General features: G+C 66.5%; 14 protein-coding genes. 2 read left to right on the top strand and 12 right to left on the bottom strand.

Annotated elements, in window-relative coordinates; all coding sequences use genetic code 11:
* Positions 1-89 precede the first annotated feature (89 nt).
* The 12 genes from HLA98_RS08570 to HLA98_RS08515 all read right to left on the bottom strand — a co-directional run bounded on the left by HLA98_RS08570 (position 90) and on the right by HLA98_RS08515 (position 11,828).
* Complete coding sequence (locus HLA98_RS08570; RefSeq protein ID WP_057501686.1) at positions 90-2,240, bottom strand: TadG family pilus assembly protein; 2,151 nt, start codon at positions 2,238-2,240, stop codon at positions 90-92.
* An 8-nt stretch (positions 2,241-2,248) separates the two neighbouring features.
* On the bottom strand, positions 2,249-2,704 hold the full coding sequence (locus tag HLA98_RS08565; protein WP_057501687.1) for a DUF3613 domain-containing protein: 456 nt from the start codon (positions 2,702-2,704) through the stop codon (positions 2,249-2,251).
* Positions 2,701-3,573 (bottom strand): tetratricopeptide repeat protein, encoded by an 873-nt coding sequence (locus tag HLA98_RS08560; protein WP_057501688.1) that lies wholly within the window; start codon positions 3,571-3,573, stop codon positions 2,701-2,703. The genes HLA98_RS08565 and HLA98_RS08560 overlap by 4 nt, the downstream gene beginning before the upstream one ends.
* A complete protein-coding gene (locus HLA98_RS08555; RefSeq protein ID WP_049448353.1) occupies positions 3,573-4,511 on the bottom strand; it encodes a type II secretion system F family protein in 939 nt (312 codons plus the stop codon). Before HLA98_RS08555 ends, HLA98_RS08560 begins: the two co-directional genes overlap by 1 nt.
* Positions 4,512-4,539: 28 nt before the next feature.
* The gene (locus HLA98_RS08550; RefSeq protein WP_057501689.1) at positions 4,540-5,496 is read right to left on the bottom strand and encodes a type II secretion system F family protein; all 957 of its coding nucleotides are present in this window, start codon (positions 5,494-5,496) and stop codon (positions 4,540-4,542) included.
* A gap of 2 nt (positions 5,497-5,498) precedes the next feature.
* A complete protein-coding gene (locus tag HLA98_RS08545) occupies positions 5,499-6,848 on the bottom strand; it encodes a TadA family conjugal transfer-associated ATPase (RefSeq protein ID WP_049448358.1) in 1,350 nt (449 codons plus the stop codon).
* On the bottom strand, positions 6,833-8,089 hold the full coding sequence (locus HLA98_RS08540; protein WP_057501690.1) for a CpaE/TadZ family protein: 1,257 nt from the start codon (positions 8,087-8,089) through the stop codon (positions 6,833-6,835). Before HLA98_RS08540 ends, HLA98_RS08545 begins: the two co-directional genes overlap by 16 nt.
* Before the next feature lie 27 nt (positions 8,090-8,116).
* The gene (locus tag HLA98_RS08535) at positions 8,117-9,475 is read right to left on the bottom strand and encodes a type II and III secretion system protein family protein (protein ID WP_049448361.1); all 1,359 of its coding nucleotides are present in this window, start codon (positions 9,473-9,475) and stop codon (positions 8,117-8,119) included.
* Between the two features lie 17 nt (positions 9,476-9,492).
* Positions 9,493-10,527 (bottom strand): Flp pilus assembly protein CpaB, encoded by a 1,035-nt coding sequence (gene cpaB / locus HLA98_RS08530; protein ID WP_057501691.1) that lies wholly within the window; start codon positions 10,525-10,527, stop codon positions 9,493-9,495.
* A 23-nt stretch (positions 10,528-10,550) separates the two neighbouring features.
* Positions 10,551-11,027: a TadE/TadG family type IV pilus assembly protein gene (locus HLA98_RS08525; RefSeq protein ID WP_057501692.1), complete on the bottom strand. Its 477-nt coding sequence runs from the start codon at positions 11,025-11,027 to the stop codon at positions 10,551-10,553.
* The gene (locus HLA98_RS08520) at positions 11,024-11,569 is read right to left on the bottom strand and encodes an A24 family peptidase (RefSeq protein ID WP_049448367.1); all 546 of its coding nucleotides are present in this window, start codon (positions 11,567-11,569) and stop codon (positions 11,024-11,026) included. The genes HLA98_RS08525 and HLA98_RS08520 overlap by 4 nt, the downstream gene beginning before the upstream one ends.
* 67 nt (positions 11,570-11,636) lie before the next feature.
* Positions 11,637-11,828, bottom strand: coding sequence for a Flp family type IVb pilin (locus HLA98_RS08515; RefSeq protein ID WP_049448369.1), 192 nt, complete (start codon positions 11,826-11,828; stop codon positions 11,637-11,639).
* Positions 11,829-12,523: 695 nt separating this feature from the next.
* Here HLA98_RS08515 and HLA98_RS08510 point away from each other — a divergent pair.
* Both HLA98_RS08510 and HLA98_RS08505 read left to right on the top strand, forming a co-directional pair.
* Complete coding sequence (locus tag HLA98_RS08510) at positions 12,524-13,504, top strand: AraC family transcriptional regulator (RefSeq protein ID WP_049448371.1); 981 nt, start codon at positions 12,524-12,526, stop codon at positions 13,502-13,504.
* A 235-nt stretch (positions 13,505-13,739) separates the two neighbouring features.
* The gene (locus HLA98_RS08505) at positions 13,740-19,331 is read left to right on the top strand and encodes an ESPR-type extended signal peptide-containing protein (protein ID WP_129550514.1); all 5,592 of its coding nucleotides are present in this window, start codon (positions 13,740-13,742) and stop codon (positions 19,329-19,331) included.
* The last annotated feature ends 54 nt before the right edge of the window (positions 19,332-19,385 follow it).

Here is a 19,385-nt window from a genome sequence, read left to right as displayed (position 1 = left end):
TCCACGGATGAGTGTGGGTTGAGATGAAGGTGGTTCCCCGCCGGGAGTCTAGCATGCGCGCGGGCGCCGCCAAGGGCGCCGGTCACGGGTCAGTAGACCAGCTGCGCCGCGCTGCACTGGATCGACTGCACGTTGACATCGGTGCGGCCCAGCTCCAGGCCCAGCACGCTGGCCAGCAGGTTGGTCAGCAGGGTGCCGACGCTGTTGAGGACGGGCTTCAGCGCAGCGAGGATCGGATTCAACAGGGTACAGAGCAGGCCACTGCAGGTGGCGCTGCCATCGGGGTTGGTGACGCCCGTTCCCCCCGCACCATCGAGGAAGCCGGCCGGTGCGGTCTGGATGTACGACGCCAGGTTGTTGCGCACACAGCCGTTGTAGTCGATCAAGTTGCCGAGCAGGCTGTCGCAGCGGTTGATCAGCAGGCCGCCGACCAGCGATCCGAGCAGGCCGTCGAGCAAGCCCAGCCCCTGTCCGGTGACGGTCGTCCTGTAGCCGGTCCACACCGAACCGTCTTCCCAACAGGTGGTCAGGCCCAGCAGGCAGGGCTTGGGCACGCCATTCTTCACCGTCCAGTTGCCCAGCGGCGCGAGGTTCCGTGCCGGGTCACCATCACGTAGCAACGGGATGACCTGATCGACGTTGTAGCGCCCGCCACTGGGAAAGGCCGCCAGTAGATAACGGTCGGCCAGGGCCTTGGCCGTGTCGTTGGCGCTCATGCCCTGCTTGGGTGAACTGAGCATGCCTGACAGCACGCGCAGCAGTTCATTGACCAGATCCGACACCGCGTTGCCTACTGCCAGCGGGTTGATCCGGGTCGATGCGGTCTCGCCGGCGGCCAGCGTCAGGTTCTGCGAGCTGGTCAGGGCGGGCAGGGTGATCTTGTCATTGATCAAGGGTTGCCCGAGCAGTTTCAGCAACTGCTCGTTCTTCAGGGTGGCGTCGCAGACATTGTTCTTGGAGAAGCGTTGCGCCGGGTCGACATTGCCGACACACGCGCGCAGCACCGACGAATCGACCTGGATGGTGGCCTTGGGTGGACTGGCGCCGCACTGGATACCGGTCAGCGTACCCATCGCGTTGGCGACATCGACATGCAGCGGCAGATGCAGGCGCGTGCCGAGCAGATTCAGCAGCGGCCCAAGTGCGAACAGATTATTGCTGTCCACGTCCACCAGCAGGCGCACCTGGGCGTTGTACGCGCGCGTGCCGACGCCACCGATGGCGATCGAGGGCGGCTCCACCACGCCGGCCTGGATGTTGATCCCCAGCAGGTCCAGCCCCTTCACCGCAACGCCATTGCCGTCATTGGCGATGGAAATGGCGGTGCTGATCAGGTTGAGCACGTTGACCTTGGTTTCCAGTGCGCTGCCGACCGTGCCATCCGGCGAAACGACCTCGGCGAACAGACCGCCACCCCCGGACTGGCTGCCCAGCACGATGTTGAGCTTGTTGATGTCCAACTGGGTGGCGACCAGATCGGACAGGGCGCGCAGCTGCACGCCGACGGTGGTATCGCGACCGACCACGGTGGCGGTGGCATCGACCAGCTGTGCCAGTGAGATCTTGTTGACCGACAGCAGGCGGTTGAAGTCGGCCACGCTGAGATTGGCGGTGACCGGGATGTTGAGCGCCTTGAGCAGGCCTGACGGGGTGATGTTGGCCTGGGCCAGACCGTCATAGGAGAGCACGGTCGCATTGGTGACATCCAGGCCGATCATGCGCAGTGTCGACAGCAGCACCGAGTTGCCGTTGGTGCGCAGCAGCTGCGAGCCCACCGCGAACACTGCCGTGGGCTCCGACCGGCGGGCAACAGCCTGTGCGCTGACGGTCGGCAGGCTGGTGTTCTGCCCGAAGAAGGGAAGCACGCTGCGCTCGGCGACAACCTGTACTGCATTGCGCGGGTTGGCGGCATCGACGGTGGTGACGAAGCGGTTCGCGGTGGCGCGTGTGGCGCTCCAGTTGCCGCAGTGGATCTGCAGGCTCCCCGCAAACCTGTTCTGGGTGAGTGCGCTCTGCCGGGCAGCACTGTTGTCGCTGTTGTCCGAGGTGCACAACTCCAGTCGCTGCGCGCCGGCCAGAGCGGCCAGGTCGGCAACCTTCTGCGCATCGCGCTTGGCCCAGAACAGATAGCCGATTTCAATCAGGCCCAGCATCGCCAGCAACGCCAGCATGACCAGCATCATGGTGACCGACATGCCGCCGCGTGCGCGGCTGAAACTGAACTGGCGTGGGCGTTTCATGGCCTACCTCAGCGTCCGGATGAGGATGTTCCCTTGGACTTGGCGACATCGGCTTCAAAGAAGTCCGGGATCTCGTGTTCGAAACTCTTGATGTAGCGGGCATAGCTCAACGTGGCCTGGTCGCCAAGGATCGGCAGGTGCTGCCCGGCCTGCTGCCCCGAAGCCTGCAGGCGGAACAGGCCACGGGTGGTATCGCCGATCTGGCTGCGTACAGGGCGGACCGCCGGTGCGGTGGCATCAGTGGCGGCGATCGCCGCCGGCATCGCGGCGGGTGCCGACGGTGCAGGCGTGGACAGATCCACGGTGGGCAGCGGCTCGGACTGCAACGGTCGTGAGGCCGGTGTGGGGCCGCTGCCGCCGAGCATCTGCCCGGTCAACGGCTGTTGCTGCGCCTGCGCGACGCCTGCAATCAACAGGCAGGCCAGCACAGGCAGCAGGCCTCGGGTCAGGGGCGTCGCGGTCATGGTGTGTTCCCGTTCGGATGATCGGAGGTGCTGAAGCGTTCCAGCATCGAAGGCGGCAGGCGCTGCGGGTCGCGCTCGTCGCGGGTCTCGCGACGCGGCTCGACGGCCAGCCGTGCAGCGCTGGCCGCGGGAGCAGCGACGGTGCGGGCAGGCGCGGGGGCGGCCACTGCTGCAGATGCCTGTCGTTGCTGCAGGCGGGTGCGGATCTGTGCGGCCTGCTGCTGGATGCTGCGAAGGGTGTCCTCGTTGAGGCTGGCCTGCTGCGCCAGGCGCTGGGCGGTGGCGGTGTCGCCGCGCAACACGGCCCACAGGGCGAGGTTGGCCATGGCCTTGGCGTTGCCCGGGGACAGCTCCAAGGCCTTGGCGAGCGGCTCACGTGCCTGATCGAACTGTCCGGCACGCAGGCGTGCGTAGCCGAGGTCGCCCAGATAGTCGGTATTCAAGGGCTGCAGCTGCGTGGCCCGCGCCAGTGCCTGTTCACTGCCTGCATCGTCATCACGACGTGCGGCGATCAGGCCCAGGCCGTGCGCGGCGGCCGCCGCCTGTGGGCCGCTGGAAAGATCACGGTACAGGGCGATGGCCGCATCGGCCTGCCCGGTCTCGCGCAGCGCGTCGGCCTGCAGCAGTCGCAGCGCCGGTGGATCGCCGTAGCGTTGGCGGAAGGCATCCACATGCGCCAGCGAGGCATACCAGGCACCCTGCAGCTGCATGCGCGCGATCAGCTCCAAGTAGGCATTGCGGCTGTCCTGCGGTGCCGGCTCGGGTGCGGCCAGGCTGGGCGCACGCAGGTACTTCGGCGTGGTTGATGCGCAGCCGCTGGCGACGGCGGCGAGGGCAAGCAGCAGGCAGGAGGTGCGCAGGGCAGGCATCAGGGCGATCCCATCTTGGACATGGTGGTGGCCAGCGCGACCAGCGCCGGGCCGGCAAGGACCAGCATCAGCGCTGGCAGCAGGGTCAGCATCATCACCACGGTCATCTTCACCGAGAGCTTGCCGACCTTTTCCTTCAGGGTGTTACGGCGCTGTTCGCGCAGCCGGATGCTGAACTGCCGTAGCGGTTCCTGCACCGCGCCGCCATGTGCATGCACCTGCAGGATCAACTGCATCAGGCTGGTCAGGTCATCGTAGGCATAGACTTCGCTCAAGCGCCGCAGCGACTGCGCGCGGGTGCGGCCGTGGGTGTAGGCGACGTTGGCCTCCTGCAGTTCGCCACCGAGGACCGGCAGTGCATCGCGCAGCTTGTCGCCCAGCGTCTGCAGGCTCTGGTCCATGCTGAAGCCCACGCCCTGCAGCAGGCGCAGCAGATCGATCAGCAGGGGCAATTCGTTCTCGACGGCGCGCCTGCGTCGCTTCACCCAGGCGGACAGGATGAACTTGGGCAGCAGCAGGCCGGCAGCCAGCGCGCCGATGATCACCATGATCCTGGCCAGCCCTGTGACGCTGCTGAATGTCAGCACCAGGGCCAGTACCAGCACGGCCAGCAGCAGGCGCAGGCCGAGGTAGATGGCTGTGCCGCGGCGGGTGTTCCAGCCGGCCAGGTCCAGCAGCAGCCGGTCTTCATTGGTCAGCAACGCGGCCTCGAGGCGACCGCCGCTGAGTGCCCGGCCGAAACGCTCCAGCCAGCCCAGAGAGTCGCGCTGCGGCGCTGTTTCGCTGTCACGGGCGTCCTCCCGCGGTTGCAGGGCCGTCTTCAATGTGGCTGACGTGCGGTGCTCACGATGGCTGCGTACCCAGCCGCCGATACCGAGCAGGGCGACACCGGCGGCCAGCACCAGCAGGGAGAGGGCGAACCACGCGCTGGCGCTCATCGGTCGTCTCCGCAGGGGCGGGGGTGGTTCATAGCGACTTGGCCAGGCGATACAGCAGGAAGCCACCGACAAGCTCCAGGCCCAGTGCAATCAGCAGGATCTTGTGGCCGAGCGGGTCATGCAGCACCGGCTGGAAGAAGTCCGGGCTGGCGATCGCCATCAGCACAGCGCAGGCCGGTGGCAGCAAGCCGAGGACCCAGGCCGACATGCGGGTCTCGGAGGTGGTCGCGGCCAGTTCCTGCTGGGCTTGTTCCAGGTCGCGCATGAAATCACCCATGCGCTGCAGGATCTGGTCGGAGCGGCCACCGATGCGCACGCTGACGCCGATCACCACCGACAGTACTTTCAGTACGTCCATCCGGTAGGGCTGTGCGGCCAGTGCCAGCGCCCTGTCCAGGTCCATCCCGCTGCGCGCGTAGCGTACCGTGGTATCCAGCAGCCCGCGCAGCGGCACGCTGGTCTGCATCGACGCGACCTGGAACGCCGCCTGCAGGCTGTTGCCCAGTGCGGTCAGCCGTACCAGGTTGTCCAGGAAGTCGGGAAGCATATGCAGCAGCTGGGCGCGCAGTTTCGAGGTGCGCCGCATCACCCACAGCCAGCAGCCCAGCAGATACAGCAGCAAGGTCAGCGGGAACATCCACGCGGTACCGAGCCGCAGCATCGCTACGACCGAAAGCACCAGTCCAGGCACCAGCAGCATGATCGGAAGCTTCCAGCCGGTCTGCAGGCCCGCACGCTGCAGCAGGCCATCCAGCGGCAGCACGCGGCGTGCACCGCTGGCCGTTCGCGCCGGATCGTTGGCAGCGGCGATGGATGACCCGGCAGGTGCGCCACTGCCTGCACTTCCACGTGCGAGCTGCTGCTCGGCATGCTGCAGCGATGCCTGACGTTGTTCGCGGCTGCTGGCCGTACCCCACAGCCAGACCGCCAGCGCCAGCAGCACCGAGATGATGCTCAACACGCCCAGCAGCAGGCCGGTGCCCATATTCAGAAGTCTCCGTACAGCGACTCGCGCAGCTGCTGGCGGAACGGCTCCAGCTTGTGCGAGTGCGGATGGAAGCCCAGCCCGATCCAGCGATCGGTCTCTTTGCCGTTGCCGTCGATCTGCAGCTCGTGGCGGAACATTTCCTGGGTGGTGATCAGGTTGTCGCTGACGCCGGTGATCTCGGTGATCGAAACCAATACACGACGGCCGCTGCCCAGTCGAGAGATCTGCACGATGAAATCGATGGCACTGGCGATCTGCCGGCGCAGGCTGTCTTCGCTGCCCTGGAAGCCGGCGAAGCCGGCCAGCATCTCGATGCGGTACAGGCAGTCGCGCGGCGAGTTGGCATGGATGGTGGCCATCGATCCGTCATGGCCGGTGTTCATCGCCTGCAGCATTTCCAGCACCTCGGCACCACGTACCTCGCCGACCACGATGCGGTCCGGGCGCATGCGCAGGCTGTTGCGGACCAGGTCGCGGATGCTGACCGCACCCTGGCCTTCGGCGCCGCCGATGCGGCTCTCAAGCCTCACCACGTGCGGATGGTTGAGCGACAGTTCGGCCGTGTCCTCGACGGTGATCACGCGCTCATTCGGGGGCACGTAGCTGGCCAGTGCATTGAGCAGAGAGGTTTTGCCGGAGCTGGTGCCGCCGGAGACCAGGATGTTGCAGCGGCCCAGCACCATCGCCTTCAGCAGTGCCTGCATCGGTGCGTCGAAGGTGCCCTTGGCCAGCAGCTCGTCAGGCGTGAACGGATCCTTGCGGAACTTGCGGATGGACACCATCGGTCCGTCCACCGCCAGCGGCGAGATGATCGCGTTGAGGCGGCCGCCGTTGGGCAGGCGCGCGTCAACCATCGGATTGGAGTCATCCAGGCGACGCCCGAGCGGGGCCAGGATGCGGCGCAGGATGCGCAGCAGGTGGGTATCGTCGGTGAAGCGTTGGGTGGCGCGCTTGAGCTGGCCGCCCTGCGAGACATGCACGTCCCTGAAGCCATTGATCAGGATGTCTTCGATGGACGGATCGTGCAGCAGGTCGTCGAGCGGGCCGAAGCCGGTCAGTTCCTTGACCAGACCTTCGGCAACCACCTGCATCTCCTCCTCGTTGATCGGGATTCGCCATTCCTGGATGAATCCCACGGTCTGCACCTGCACCCATCGGGCGATGGTGTCCGGTGCCCAGGAGTCGATGTCGATGCGCTCGTCCTCGATGCTGTTGAGCAAGTGCTCATGCGCCGCCGACAGCACCTTCTGGTACTGCTCGGTCTGCGCGAACGGCACGTGCGCCGGCGCGGTGTCGGGCAGCACCGGGCGGGTGGCGGCATGCGGGAACGGGGTTACCTTGTCTTCCATTGCGATCCACCCAGGGCAAGGGAGAGTCTTTCCCGCAGTCCCTGTGCCTGGACCGGGCAGGCGGCCGGATCCAGGCGCGAGACGAGCGGGGCGAGGGCACGCAGGTATGGGTCGCGCGGTGCATCCTGCAACAGAAGGTGGCCCTGGCTGGCGGCGAGGCGCACACGCGGACGTTCGGGCAGCGTGGCCAGCAGCGGTACTTCGAAGCGGCGTGCGATCTGTTCGGGGCTCATGCCGCTGCTGTCGTCGTGGCGGTTGATCACCAGCTGCAGGCGCTTCTCGCGCTCGCGTTGACCGGCCAGATGCTTCAGGGCCTGATCGAGCGACACCAGCGTGGCGATCGACGCGTCGATGACCAGCCAGATTTCGTCCGCCTGGTCCAGCAGCAGCGGTGGCAGCTGCCGCAACGGACAGCCACCGGCATCACACAGCACGCTGGCAAACACGCCGCGCAGGCGCTGCAGCAATGCGCCGGGATCGGACGGTGGCACCGCATCGCTGCCGCTGGCGCGGTCCAGCAGCACCAGCCCCGAATCGTGGCGTGCCATTGCGGTGCGGGCGAGGGTGGCATCGATGCGGCTGGCATTGCGCAGCGCGTCTTCGTAGTGGAAACGGCTGTCCAGGTTGAGGTACAGCGCCAGATCGCCGGAGGGCTGCGCCAGCTCCATCAGCAGGCCGTCCTGGTGCAGCGCTTCGCCCTGGGCGAGTGCGCGTGTCTGTTGTGCCAGCACCGACAGGTGTGCGGCCAGGGTACTGGTGCCGACGCCGGCGCGGACGCCCAGCAGTACGATCAAGCGTGCCTTGTGCGCATGTTGTGCGGCGGCGGCTGGCCGTGGCGACAGCGCCCGGCGCAGCGCTGCTTCGATGCCGGTATTGTCGCTGTCCAGGTCCAGCACATCACGCAGTCCCACGCGCAGGGCCATCACCACGCCTTCCACCTGGCCGGGACTGGTGGCGCCGACCGCAACCAGCATCAGATCCGGCTCGGTCTGCTGCAGCTGCTGTGCAAGCACGCTTGACGCGGCCGCATGCTCTGGGCGGAAATCGAGCAGCACCAGGCTCTGCGGTCCGCGTTGCAGGTCCTGCGCGGAGGTCGGCGCACTGCTGTCCTGCCAGTGCAGGGTGGTGGTCGGCGGCAGCTTGGCCGCCAGCCGGGGCAGCAGTTCGCGATCCATTCCGTACAGGACCAGGTTCATCGGTGGACCTTGCGGATGCAGCGGCTGAGCGGTGGCGTAGGGCATGGGCGTGGTATCGCAGGCATCATGGAGTCAGCGCGAGAAACCGGGTACCGGGTCCTGGCTGATCGGGCCAAGCAGCCACGCGCCCCATTCGGGGAGGTTCGGCTTGGCCTCGCGGTCGCCAGGCAGCGGCAGCTCGGTATTGCGTGCCAACGGCTGCACCAGCCGTGGCGTAACGATGATCACCAGCTCCTTGTCCTGGCGCTTGTAGTCGAAGTTGCGGAAGAATGAGCCGATGATCGGCAGGTCGCCCAGCAGGGGGATCTTGCCGACGTTGGAGACGACGTTCGAGCTGACCAGGCCACCGATCACGAAGCTCTCGCCGTCGCCGAGTTCGACCGTGGTGTCGGCGCGGCGGGTGGTGATCGAGGGAATCTGCACGCCGTTGAGCGCGATGGCATTGCTGTAGTCCAGATCGCTGGCTTCCGGCGCCACCTTCAGCGCGATGCGGTTGGGCGACAACACCGTCGGGGTCACGGTCAGGCCGATGCCGAATGGTTTGTAGGTAATGGTGGTGGTGCCAAGTCCCTGTGGCTCCAGGATGGGCAGCTCGCCACCGGCCAGGAAGCTGGCGCTCTGACCGGACAGTGCAACAAGGGTGGGTTCGGCCAGCACGCGGGCCATGCCGTTGCTCTGCAGCAGGTCCACGTCGGCGTTCCACAGTCCCTTGGTCGAGCCGAACACCAGGCGGAACGCAGACGAGATGGGCGACTCGGCTTCATTGCCGGAGTTGCCCTCCTTCATGCCTGGCAGGATGCCGGTATTGCCCGGCAGCTGGCCGCCAGGCCGCGCGAAACCATAGGCGAAGCTGCCATTTCGGTTCTGGAAGCTGATGCCGATCTGCTTCAGCGCGGTCTTGTTGAACTCGACCACCTTGACCTCGACCTGGACCACGCCGCCGCTGTTGACGGTGGAGGCATCGGCGAGCATGCCGTCCTTGCCCAGCGCCATGGCAGCGGGCTTCTGCTCCTGCATGTGCGACAGCACACTGTCGGTGCTCCCCTGCAGCAGGCCCTGGTTGTCCTGCTGGGTGAACACCAGCCCGTTCGCCCCTGCATCGGCGGCGCCCTGTACCGCACTCTGTACCCGTACCTGCAGGCGCTGTGGCTCGGTCTGCTTGCGATGCCAGAGCAGCAACGTGGTCGTGCCCGGAGCCTTGCCGACCAGCAGCGCCTGGCGCTGGCCGCGCAGCATCACGATATCGGCCACGCCCGGATCGGCAATGGCGACCCTCTCCAGATCGCCCGGCAGGGTCCAGGGGCGCTGCTCACGTGCCTGCAGTACCAGGTCGTCGGCAGCCACGCTCGTCGCCGGTGCCAGCAGCACCAGCAGCAGGGCCAGCCAGCGCTGGCGGGGGGACGGACGTGGACAGTGGCGACGTTCGGTCATGGATGCGCTCGATGCAGTCATAGGGAACCACGGGGAGCGGAGCCGTCACCGCGGATGATCTCGATACCCGGCGCGCGCGGAGCGCTGCGTCGCGGCGCCGGCGCGCGGGCGGGCGCTTCCGGGTAGTTGCGGGCGGGCGTGCTGCTGCGACCGGCCAGTGCATCGCCGTCGATGCCGGCGAACGCGTGATTTTCTGGCCGTTGCAGCGCAAGTTGCTGTTCTGCATCCAGGCCACGCAGCGGATCGATCACCCCGCGTGCCTGCGGGAACAGCGCCAGATCGGGCTGGCCGGAATCGGCAGGGTTGCGCAGCGCCAGGAACAGCTTGCCCTGCTGCGCACCCAGCAGCAGGCGGTTGGCATCGGCCACCGGTACCGCCAGTACCGCGCTGCGTGCGGGCTGGGTAGCCTCGCTGCCCGTGCTCTGGTTGCTGCTACCGGTGATATCGGCGGCGCGTGGATCGTTGCGGGTGTCGGCCTCACTGCTGGCTACCGCCGCATCGCTGGCTGGGGCAATGTCCTGCTGGCCATAGCTGAGCACTCTCAGGCGTGACAGCAGCAGGCGGGTCTGCGCGGCTTCGCCTGGGCTGTTGACGTTAGGCTGGGCATTGCGAAGGTTGAGGAACACGTCGACGAAGTCACCCGGCAGGATGCGGTTGCCGGCACCCACCAGCTCGTCGACCGGTACGGCCAGCGCACGTTCGCCCGCGCGCAGCTGCAGCGAGAAGCCCTGTGCGAGACTGCCGGCACTGATCGCCGTGCCTTCAGCGATATCCTGCACCGGCACCTTGCCGACGACCGCGGACATGCTGGTGGCGGCACCGGCAACCGGCGTGCTTCGCTGTGCAAGGCGCACACCATTGGCGCTGATCGGTTCGCCGGCCGGCAGGCGCGCCACGGCTTCGACCACGGTGATTGCCTGGGCTTCGCTGTGCGCAACAGGGGCAACCGAGGCAGGCGCTGCCGACCTGCGTCCGATCATCAAGGCAACCACGGCCAGCAGCACGGCCAGCCCGATCAGGGCGACGGCGGCGATGCGGGTCAACTTGAGCATGGAACCGTCTCCTTGAGTGTTCGTCAGTTGCCGCTGCCGAGGTCGAGCTGGGCGACGGCGACGCTGCGGATGGGAGCCTTCATCACCCACTTGTAGAGCGTGGCGGTGCCGGGCAGGAAGGGGTGGCTGGCATAGTCGTAGCTGACCGTCACGGTGATGCACTGGACCGTGGCGAGGCCGGCACAGGGCGCCTGCGCGGATACCGTGACGGCGTTGCTTCCCCCATTGCTGCAGTCGACGGGCTGACCCGAGAAGTTCAGCAGCCACTGCATCGAACCACGCGCGGCAACACAGGCCGCTGTACGGCGTTCATTGGCAGTGCCGTAGCGCAGCGATGCGCGAGCACCCTCGGCCGAGGCGGTTGCCAGCGTCTGCTGGGCCGCCATGATCATCACGCCGGAGAAAGTGAACAGCAGTAGTGGCAGCAGGCCCAGCATCAGCATCAGCGCGAATTCAATGCTGACCACGCCCCGTTGCAGCCTTGGACGATGGATCTTCATGTCAGGCCTCCGTACGTACTGAAGAGGATCCAACCGATGGCTGCCATTGCCAGGTAGGCCGCGTAGGGAATGCCTTGGCGTCCCTGGCGAGCGCTTTGCATCCCGCGCAGCGCCGGGTGTGAATGCCATTGCGAACTCGCCCGGATCATCTGGGCCTGCAGGCCAATGGGCAGTACTGGACCCAGCCGGCGCGACACCAGCACCACCGCTGCATGTACGCCCGCTGCGATGCTGGCCGCGATCCAGATCGGCAGCAGCGCCTGCCAGCCAAGCATCAAGCCCAGTGCCGAAAAAAATTTCACATCGCCGGCGCCCATCCAGCGCAGCGCATAGAAGGGCAGCAATGCGACCAGGCCGAGCGCCGCGCCGGCAACGTGGGAAATCCACGGCAGGCGCGGCGCACTGAACTGGCCTGCGATGAGCAGGACAACGGTGATCGCGCATGCAGACAGCAGCCAGGCATTGGGCACCCGACGGGCGTACAGATCGCTGATCGCGATCCGCAGGCACACACCGATGGCCAACAATCCCAGCAGTGTCATCACACACTCCATCGTCCGTCAGTGGACGGTCAGCAGTTGCTGTCCCTGATCCAACCTGGGACGCGGCTTACGCAGGCGTGGTGCCTGAGGCCTTGTTGGCAAGCTTGGTGAGATTCTCGAAGAGCGTGCTGAAGAACGTCTGGATCTGCGTGCTGCCCAGCGCGATCAGGACGCCGGCAATCACCGCGGCCAGCAACCCGTACTCAAGGGCGGTTACGCCGTCTTCTTCCTTCAGGAACTTGCGGATCGATGCGTTCATGACCTTTGTCTCCCTCAACCTGTCTGCTACAGGACACCTGTTGGGCGGTGGCCCGGCTCCGCCGGGATCGTCCGTGGGCCTCCGCGCATCCTGGCGGAGGAGGCACGGCGGGATGGACCCGCTGTGCTCAAGCAGGGTGATCGTTTCCAGGCGGGACGTCGTTCGCGCAATGACGACCCCGCAGCCAAGGGCCGGTGGTCGAAACATCGAGCGATACGTGCATGGTCATGCAGTCCCCCTGGGTGAGGCCATTGCTGGATGGCCTGATCACCGTGTTATCGACTTTGCCTGAATGGCGGCCAGCTGCAACCGGAACCTATATGCAAATTCGGCAGAAAGTCGTTGGGCCTTAAAACTTCAGTCCGTTTCTGTGACGAAAATCCGTTCCCTGGCAAAACGATTCATCGACGTGCAGATAATGTGATTCCAGATTCCTGCGCATGCGAAAACCGTGCCGCGGGCGACAACTTTACGTTCACGTCTGTATCCATCCTGTTCCGGGAGCGAGGGATGTTTATCCTCGTAAATTATCGGGCATACTCGCATTCAAGTATTCGTGTTTCTTTATGGGGCGAGCACGTTGTTGGCGGCATCGCTCGCCCCGGAGATGGAAGCAATTCCATGAGGGGTGCGTGCCCTGTCAGGCAGTGGGGGTCGCATCGCACGACGGATATAAACGGGGGGACGACACTGTCATGGTCGATGGTGGGGTAGGAGACAGCGACGAAAGCGGCCTGCGGTCGATCGACCTGGCGACGCTGAGCGGCGTACTTCGTGTGTGCGATGTCGAACTGCTTCTGCTCGATGGCAACGGGCCCCGGGCGGCCTTCGCTTCGCGCGTGCATGAAGAGGCTTTGTTCTGCAGCATCAGCTGTGGATTCCATTGTCGTGGCCGTTTCATGCTGCCGCCGGACTGGGCGATGCTGGGCTACCTGCATGCAACGGATGAAACGCTGAGTTGGTGCCACGGAGTACCGCTTACCCCCGGCATGGCGTTGACGGTGATGCCGGAAGGCATCAGCGAGTTCACGCTGAGTCCGGGTACGCACATGACGCTGATGCTGGTGCCGGTTGCGCGGGTGCAGCGAAAACTGACCGAGTTGAGCCTTCGCAGTACGCCGCCGGCAGGCCAGGCGTTGTCGTTGTTCAATCTCGCCAGCGAAACCACTCCTCTTGCACAGCATTACCAGCAACTGCACGTGCAACTGGGGCAGGGGGCGAGCCTGCAACCGGAAGAAACCGAGAAGCTGCTGCACGAGCACGTGCAGGCCCTGCTCGGTGCCGGTGCAGCCGATCGGCCTGGATGCAGTCGTGCACGGCGCACCCATTATCTGATCGCGCAGCGGGCAGAGAATTTCATGCGGCTCAATCTGCGCCGCAATATCTATATGAATGAGATCTGCGATGCGGCTGGCGTCAGTGAGCGTGGGCTGCGCTACGCCTTCGAGGATCTGTTCGGCACCTCGCCCAACCGTTACCTGTCCATGCTGCGCCTGTGCGCAGCCTGCCGGAGCCTGTCGATGGCCGATTCCAGTCGTCGCTCGGTCAAGGCCATTGCCCTCAGCTGTGGGTTGTGGGACCTGTCGCGTTTCGCCGACAACTACCGCAAGGTGTTCGGTGAACTCCCGCGCGACACGCTCATGCGCGCGCCTGCGCAGATCGGCCAGCCGGCCTGAACCAAGCACCACAAGGGTTTCCCGGTCGTTTCTGCCGGAATTGCATATCCGCTTGCCGATATGGTTGCCGCTTCTGCATAACCGGCTGCCGATTCCGACCGTGGATTTGCCGGAATGCGCGATTGCCGTGCCGGAATGAAGTGCGCAGCTGCCGTTGCAAACGCTGAAATGTCAGTCACCTGCCTAACGGCAAGTCCACTGACATTCAAGTTGTTCGCCTACGGGGGAAATGCTCATGAACCGCATCTACCGGCGTGTATGGAACCGCCAGCTCAATGCTCTGGTTGTGGCCTCGGAACTGGCCACCGGCGACAGCGGCGGCAGCGCTGCCCGTGATCCGCGCAGTGCCCTGCTGATGCCCACCGCCTTGGCCCTGGCCCTGCTGTGCGTGCTGGCCAGCGGGCATGCAGGAGCGTCCGAATCCAATCAGTCCCTGCGTGACCTGCAGGCGCTCGCGGCCAAGTACGCGCAGCCGATGCCGGTCAAGGTTGATGCTGAAGTGGCATTGGCGGCCGCCTCGCGTCAGGCGCAGAGCACAACGGCAATCAGCGCTGATGCGCGTGTCGGCCTGCAACTGAGTACGAACGCGCTGCCTGTGGTGCGCGACGTGCTGCCGGCGACGGTGCAGGTGAAGCTGGATGCGAACACCGCGCCGAAGCAGGTCGCCGTTCCGGCGCTGGCGGCCGATGTCCGGGCCAATGTCGGGCTGGGTCATGCAGCGTCCAATGTGGCGAAGATTGATGCATCGCTGGCGGCCAACGTTGCACCGTCTGCGCACGGGCCGCTTGGGGTGGCTGCGGATGCGCAGGCGAAGGCCAGGGTTGGCGTCACCGGTACCCAGGTGGCCTCGATCGATACCGGTGCCAAGGCGGCTGTCGCTGTTGCCGGCGCGTCCGCTGGCTCGCTGCCCGGCCTCAAGGCGTCGGTTGACGGCAAGGTGGATTCGCAGCTCAAGCTGGCGGGCCACCAGATCGACGGTCAGGGACAGGTCAAGGCGACGGCAGCGGTCACGCTGCCGGCCAAGGAGGAGCTGCCGGGCGAGACCCACGATCGTGCGATCACCGCAGCCTTCGATACCGGTGTTGCCGGCAAAGTGCGCGTGCAGGCGCCGGATGGCCAGGAAGTCGTGGCCGACCGCAATCTGAAGCTGGCCGGCCAAGCGACCGTGGCAGCGCAGAACAGCGCGCTGGGCGTCGGTGGCCTGGTGGGCGGCGTTGTCGGCGCGGCAGGTGGCGCCGTGGGTGGCGTGCTTGATGGCACCGTAGGCAACACGGTTGGTGCGGTCGGCGGCGCCTTGCACGGCACGGTTGGAACGGTAGGTGGCGCAGTGGGCAGCACGCTCAATGGCGCCGTGGGTACGGTTGGTGGAGCCGTAAGCGGTGCGCTCAACGGCACGGTCGGCTCGGTCGGCAGCGCAGTCGGCGGTACGCTCAACGGCGCGGTTGGCACGGTGGGCGCAGTCGGCGGCACCGTGGGTGGGGCGCTCAACGGCACGGTCGGTTCGGTCGGCAGCGCAGTCGGCGGCGCGCTCAACGGCGCGGTTGGCACGGTGGGCGCAGTCGGCGGTACCGTGGGTGGTGCGCTCAACGGCACGGTCGGCTCGGTCGGCAGCACAGTCGGCGGCGCGCTCAACGGTGCGGTCGGCACGGTGGGGGCAGTTGGCGGCACCGTGGGTGGTGCGCTCAACGGCACGGTCGGCTCGGTTGGCAGTGCAGTCGGCGGAGCACTTAACGGCGCGGTTGGCACGCTGGGTGCAGTCGGCGGCACCGTGGGCGGTGCGCTTAACGGCACGGTCGGCTCGGTCGGCAGTGCAGTCGGCGGGGCACTCAACGGCGCGGTTGGCACGGTGGGCGCAGTCGGCGGGACCGTGGGTGGGGCGCTCAACGGCACGGTCGGCTCGGTCGGCAGCGCAGTCGGCGGTACGCTCAACGGCGCGGTTGGCACGGTGGGCGCAGTTGGCGGCACCGTGGGTGGTGCGCTCAACGGCACGGTCGGTTCGGTCGGCAGCGCAGTCGGCGGCGCGCTCAACGGCGCGGTTGGCACGGTGGGCGCAGTTGGCGGTACCGTGGGTGGTGCACTGGACGGCACGGTCGGTTCGGTTGGTAGTGCTGTCGGCGGTACGCTCAACAATACCGTGGGTGCAGTGGGCAACACTGTCGGCGGTGTACTCAATGGCGCTACCGGAGGCAGCACGGGCGGCCTGGGTGGCCTGTTGGGCAACACGCTCGGCAGCGTCGGCAGTGCAGTGGGCAACCTGCTCAACGGCAACCTCAACGGTACCATCGGCAATCTGGGCAGCGCCGTGGGTGGCCTGGTCGGTGGCACACTGAGCGGCCTCGGCCTGACCAAGCCCTCGGCGATTCCGCCGACCAGCCCGAAGGCGCCGGCTCCGGCCGATCCGAATGCGGGGTTGATCATCGGCACTGGCGGCCTGGTCGGCAATGTCGGGCAGCTGATCGGCCCGACCACCACCAGCCTGTTCGGTGGCAACGGCTACCTGAGCAACGGTAACCTCAAGCTCAGCAACGCCAACGTGATGCAGACCTACTCGACGGTCAATGTGCTGGGCCTGCCGGTGGTCAACCTGTCGCCAGTCGGCAGCACCCTCAACGGGCTTGGCGGTGCCGCTACCGGTGGCAGCTCGCACCTGACCCTGATCGGTGGCGTCACCTCCGACAGCTACATCTACAACATCAACAACGGCAATCCGGGTGGCCTGCTGGGTCTGTTGCTGCCGAAGGACTCGCCGGCGTGGGCCGCCAAGTGCCTCGATATCGCCCTTGCAGACATCTCGTGCTGGGCGGTCAATGCCGCGCAGGACTACCAGGTGCTGATGGGGGACGGCGCCTTCGCCAACGGTTCGAAGGAAGTGGTGATCGGTGCCAATGCACGGCACGAACTGCCGAAGGTCGATGCCAACGTCGCCTTCCCGGGTGATGGGGTCAACGACCCGAGCAACCCGACCGGTGTACCGACCGCCGACTACGCTGCGCGCATGGGCCATTCGGTGATCGTCGGCGACAGTGCCGTCGGTACCGCAAACGGCCAGACCCTGCTCGGTGCTGAAGCCACCTCCAACCAGGCCAACTCGGTCGCACTGGGCTACCGCTCGGCCGCACTGCGCGGCGCGCAGGCCAGCTACAGTGCTTACGGCCTGACTGCACCGCAGGTCTCCGCCGGTGAAGTGTCGGTGGGCACCGCAGGTGGTGGCGAGCGCCAGATCACCAATGTTGCTGCCGGTAGTGCCAATACCGATGCAGTCAACGTGGTCCAGCTGAAGGGCGCGATCAGCCTCATCAACGATGTGGCGGCTGCAGCGGTGACCTACGACCTGGATGGTGCAGGTAATCCGAACTATCGTCGCGTCACGCTAGGCGCCGGCACCGGCACCACCACCATCGGCAACCTGGCCGGCGGCGCGGTCACCGCAGGCAGCCTGGAAGCGGTCAACGGTGGCCAGCTGGCTGCGACCAACGCCGCCATCGCCAGCTTCTTCGGTGGCCGCGCCGCGTTTGATCCGGCCAGTGGTGCCTTCACCGCGCCGCTGTTCGAGATCAGCACCATCTCCACCGGCGGCGCCATCGCCAAGGGCCTGTATGACAACGCTACCGATGCCTTCGCCGCGGTCGACGGCTCGCTGGTCAACCTCAACACGCAGATCACCGACATCCGTAACGGTGGCACCAAGTACCTGCGGGTGAACTCGACCGGTACCGAGGCGCTGGCCACTGGCACCGACTCGATTGCAGTCGGCACCAATGCCCGTGCCACCGCTGCCAACAGCATTGCGGTTGGTGCCGGCAGCCTGGCCGATCGTGCCAACAGCGTGTCCATCGGTGCCGCCGGTGCCGAGCGTCAGGTCACCAACATGGCCGCGGGTACGGCCGCCACCGATGCGGTCAACGTCGGCCAGCTGCAGGCATCGGAACAGGGTGCACTGCGCTATGACCTCAACGGCGATGGCAGCGTCAACTACGCCAGCGCCACGCTGGGCCAGACCGGCACCGCCACCACGCTGCGCAACCTGGGCCCGGGCCAGGTGAGTGCCACCAGCAGCGAGGCCATCAATGGTGCCCAGCTGTTCGCCGCCAACCAGGCAGTGGCCACCCATCTCGGCGGTGGCGCAGCAGTCAACGCCAGTGGCGTACTGACCGCACCGACCTACTCGATCAACAACGTTGCCGCCAACGGCACCGTCACCAAGGGCAGCTACAACGACGTCGGTACCGCCTTCGATGCCGTCAGCAACTCGCTGGCCAACGTCGCTGACCAGACCGGCGAGATCGACAAGCTGGCCGTGAAGTACGACGTCGATGGCAGCGGCAACGTGCTCAACAGCGTGACGCTGACGGGTACCGGCACCGGCGCGGTGAAGATCACCAACGTCGCCGCCGGCAGCATCCTGGCTGGCAGCAGTGATGCCATCACCGGCGACCAGCTGTTCAGTACGAACAGCACCATTGCCAACTACTTCGGTGGCACCACCGCCTACAACGGCACCACCAACGTGTGGACCGCGCCGAAGTTCAGCATCTCCAGCATCGCCACCGACGGCACCTTCACCAGCGGCGACTACAACAACGTCACCGCCGCCTTCACTGCCGTGGACGGCTCGCTGAAGGTCCTCAACCAGCGCATCACCAACGGTGGCGGTGGCAGTGCCTACCTGGCGGTGAACTCGACGGCGGCCGCAGCCACCGCGGCTGGTGCGGAAGCGGTGGCGGTCGGCCCGCAGGCAAGTGCAGCCGGTGCCAACAGTGTGGCTGTCGGCAACGGTGCCAGCAGCAGTGCCGGCAACAGCGTGGCACTGGGTGCCGGTTCGGTGGCCAGTGTCGGCGCACAGAGCGGCTATACCGGTGCCTATGGCCAGACCGGTGCCAGCAACTCGGCTGGTGAAGTCTCGGTCGGCAGCAGCGGCAGCGAGCGCAAGATCACCCACGTTGCCGATGGCTCGGACGACCACGATGCGACCAACGTCGGCCAGCTCAAGAACGGCGTGAACTACGCCATTGACCAGTCCAAGTCCTACACGGACCAGAAGATCCAGAACATCACCAACGTGGCGGGCAGCTTCCGCGCCAACAACACCAACAACCTGGCCGATCCGTCCGCCAGTGGTGCCAACTCGGCCGCCGGTGGTGCAGGCTCCACCGCAGCCGGTGCCAACTCGACCGCGCTGGGCAATGGTTCGCAGGCGCAGGCCGACAACTCGGTGGCGCTGGGTGCGGGTTCGGTGGCGAACCGGGCCAACACGGTGTCGGTCGGTGCCGCCGGTGCCGAACGCCAGGTGGTCAACGTGGCCGACGGCTCGCAGGCCACCGATGCGGTCAACGTGCGCCAGCTGCAGGCCTCGCAGCAGGGCACGATCCGCTATGACACCACCACCAATGGTGCCACCAACTACAACAGTGTCACCCTCGGCGGCACCGGCAGCGGTCCGACCACGGTGCGCAATGTCGCCGCCGGCACCGCCGGTACCGACGCAGTCAACGTGGACCAGTTGAAGTCGGGCATGGCGCAGACCCTGGACTGGTCCAAGGCCTACACCGACGAGCGCATGGGCGGCTTCGAGCGCGACCTGCGCAAGACCGACAACCGCGCCTCGGCCGGCATCGCTTCGGCGATGGCCACCGCAGCCCTGCCGCAGCCCAGCGAAGCGGGCCGCAGCATGGCCTCGGTCGCCGCCGGCAGCTACAACGGCGAGTCGGGCGTGGCGGTCGGCATCTCCGGCGTCTCAGAAGGTGGCCGCTGGATCTACAAGTTCAGCGGTTCGACCAACAGTCGTGGCGAGGCCGGTGTGGCCGTCGGTGCCGGTATCCAGTGGTGATCGCCGTCGCCGGGCCGCAACCGCGGCCCGGCAGCGCGGAAACGTCCATAGGGG

The organism is Stenotrophomonas africana, from assembly GCF_013004645.1.
Taxonomy (GTDB): Bacteria; Pseudomonadota; Gammaproteobacteria; order Xanthomonadales; family Xanthomonadaceae; genus Stenotrophomonas; species Stenotrophomonas africana.
Note: the sequence above shows the minus strand (reverse complement) of the source record. Positions and strands in the feature narration are given on the sequence as shown.

What these genes read in the sequence shown, in the direction of transcription:
- HLA98_RS08570 (WP_057501686.1), bottom strand. Translation starts at nt 2,240, where the DNA reads ATGAAACGCCCACGCCAGTTCAGTTTCAGCCGCGCACGCGGCGGCATG.
- HLA98_RS08565 (WP_057501687.1), bottom strand. Translation starts at nt 2,704, where the DNA reads ATGACCGCGACGCCCCTGACCCGAGGCCTGCTGCCTGTGCTGGCCTGC.
- HLA98_RS08560 (WP_057501688.1), bottom strand. Translation starts at nt 3,573, where the DNA reads ATGCCTGCCCTGCGCACCTCCTGCCTGCTGCTTGCCCTCGCCGCCGTC.
- HLA98_RS08555 (WP_049448353.1), bottom strand. Translation starts at nt 4,511, where the DNA reads ATGAGCGCCAGCGCGTGGTTCGCCCTCTCCCTGCTGGTGCTGGCCGCC.
- HLA98_RS08550 (WP_057501689.1), bottom strand. Translation starts at nt 5,496, where the DNA reads ATGGGCACCGGCCTGCTGCTGGGCGTGTTGAGCATCATCTCGGTGCTG.
- HLA98_RS08545 (WP_049448358.1), bottom strand. Translation starts at nt 6,848, where the DNA reads ATGGAAGACAAGGTAACCCCGTTCCCGCATGCCGCCACCCGCCCGGTG.
- HLA98_RS08540 (WP_057501690.1), bottom strand. Translation starts at nt 8,089, where the DNA reads ATGCCCTACGCCACCGCTCAGCCGCTGCATCCGCAAGGTCCACCGATG.
- HLA98_RS08535 (WP_049448361.1), bottom strand. Translation starts at nt 9,475, where the DNA reads ATGACCGAACGTCGCCACTGTCCACGTCCGTCCCCCCGCCAGCGCTGG.
- cpaB (WP_057501691.1), bottom strand. Translation starts at nt 10,527, where the DNA reads ATGCTCAAGTTGACCCGCATCGCCGCCGTCGCCCTGATCGGGCTGGCC.
- HLA98_RS08525 (WP_057501692.1), bottom strand. Translation starts at nt 11,027, where the DNA reads ATGAAGATCCATCGTCCAAGGCTGCAACGGGGCGTGGTCAGCATTGAA.
- HLA98_RS08520 (WP_049448367.1), bottom strand. Translation starts at nt 11,569, where the DNA reads ATGACACTGCTGGGATTGTTGGCCATCGGTGTGTGCCTGCGGATCGCG.
- HLA98_RS08515 (WP_049448369.1), bottom strand. Translation starts at nt 11,828, where the DNA reads ATGAACGCATCGATCCGCAAGTTCCTGAAGGAAGAAGACGGCGTAACC.
- HLA98_RS08510 (WP_049448371.1), top strand. Translation starts at nt 12,524, where the DNA reads ATGGTCGATGGTGGGGTAGGAGACAGCGACGAAAGCGGCCTGCGGTCG.
- HLA98_RS08505 (WP_129550514.1), top strand. Translation starts at nt 13,740, where the DNA reads ATGAACCGCATCTACCGGCGTGTATGGAACCGCCAGCTCAATGCTCTG.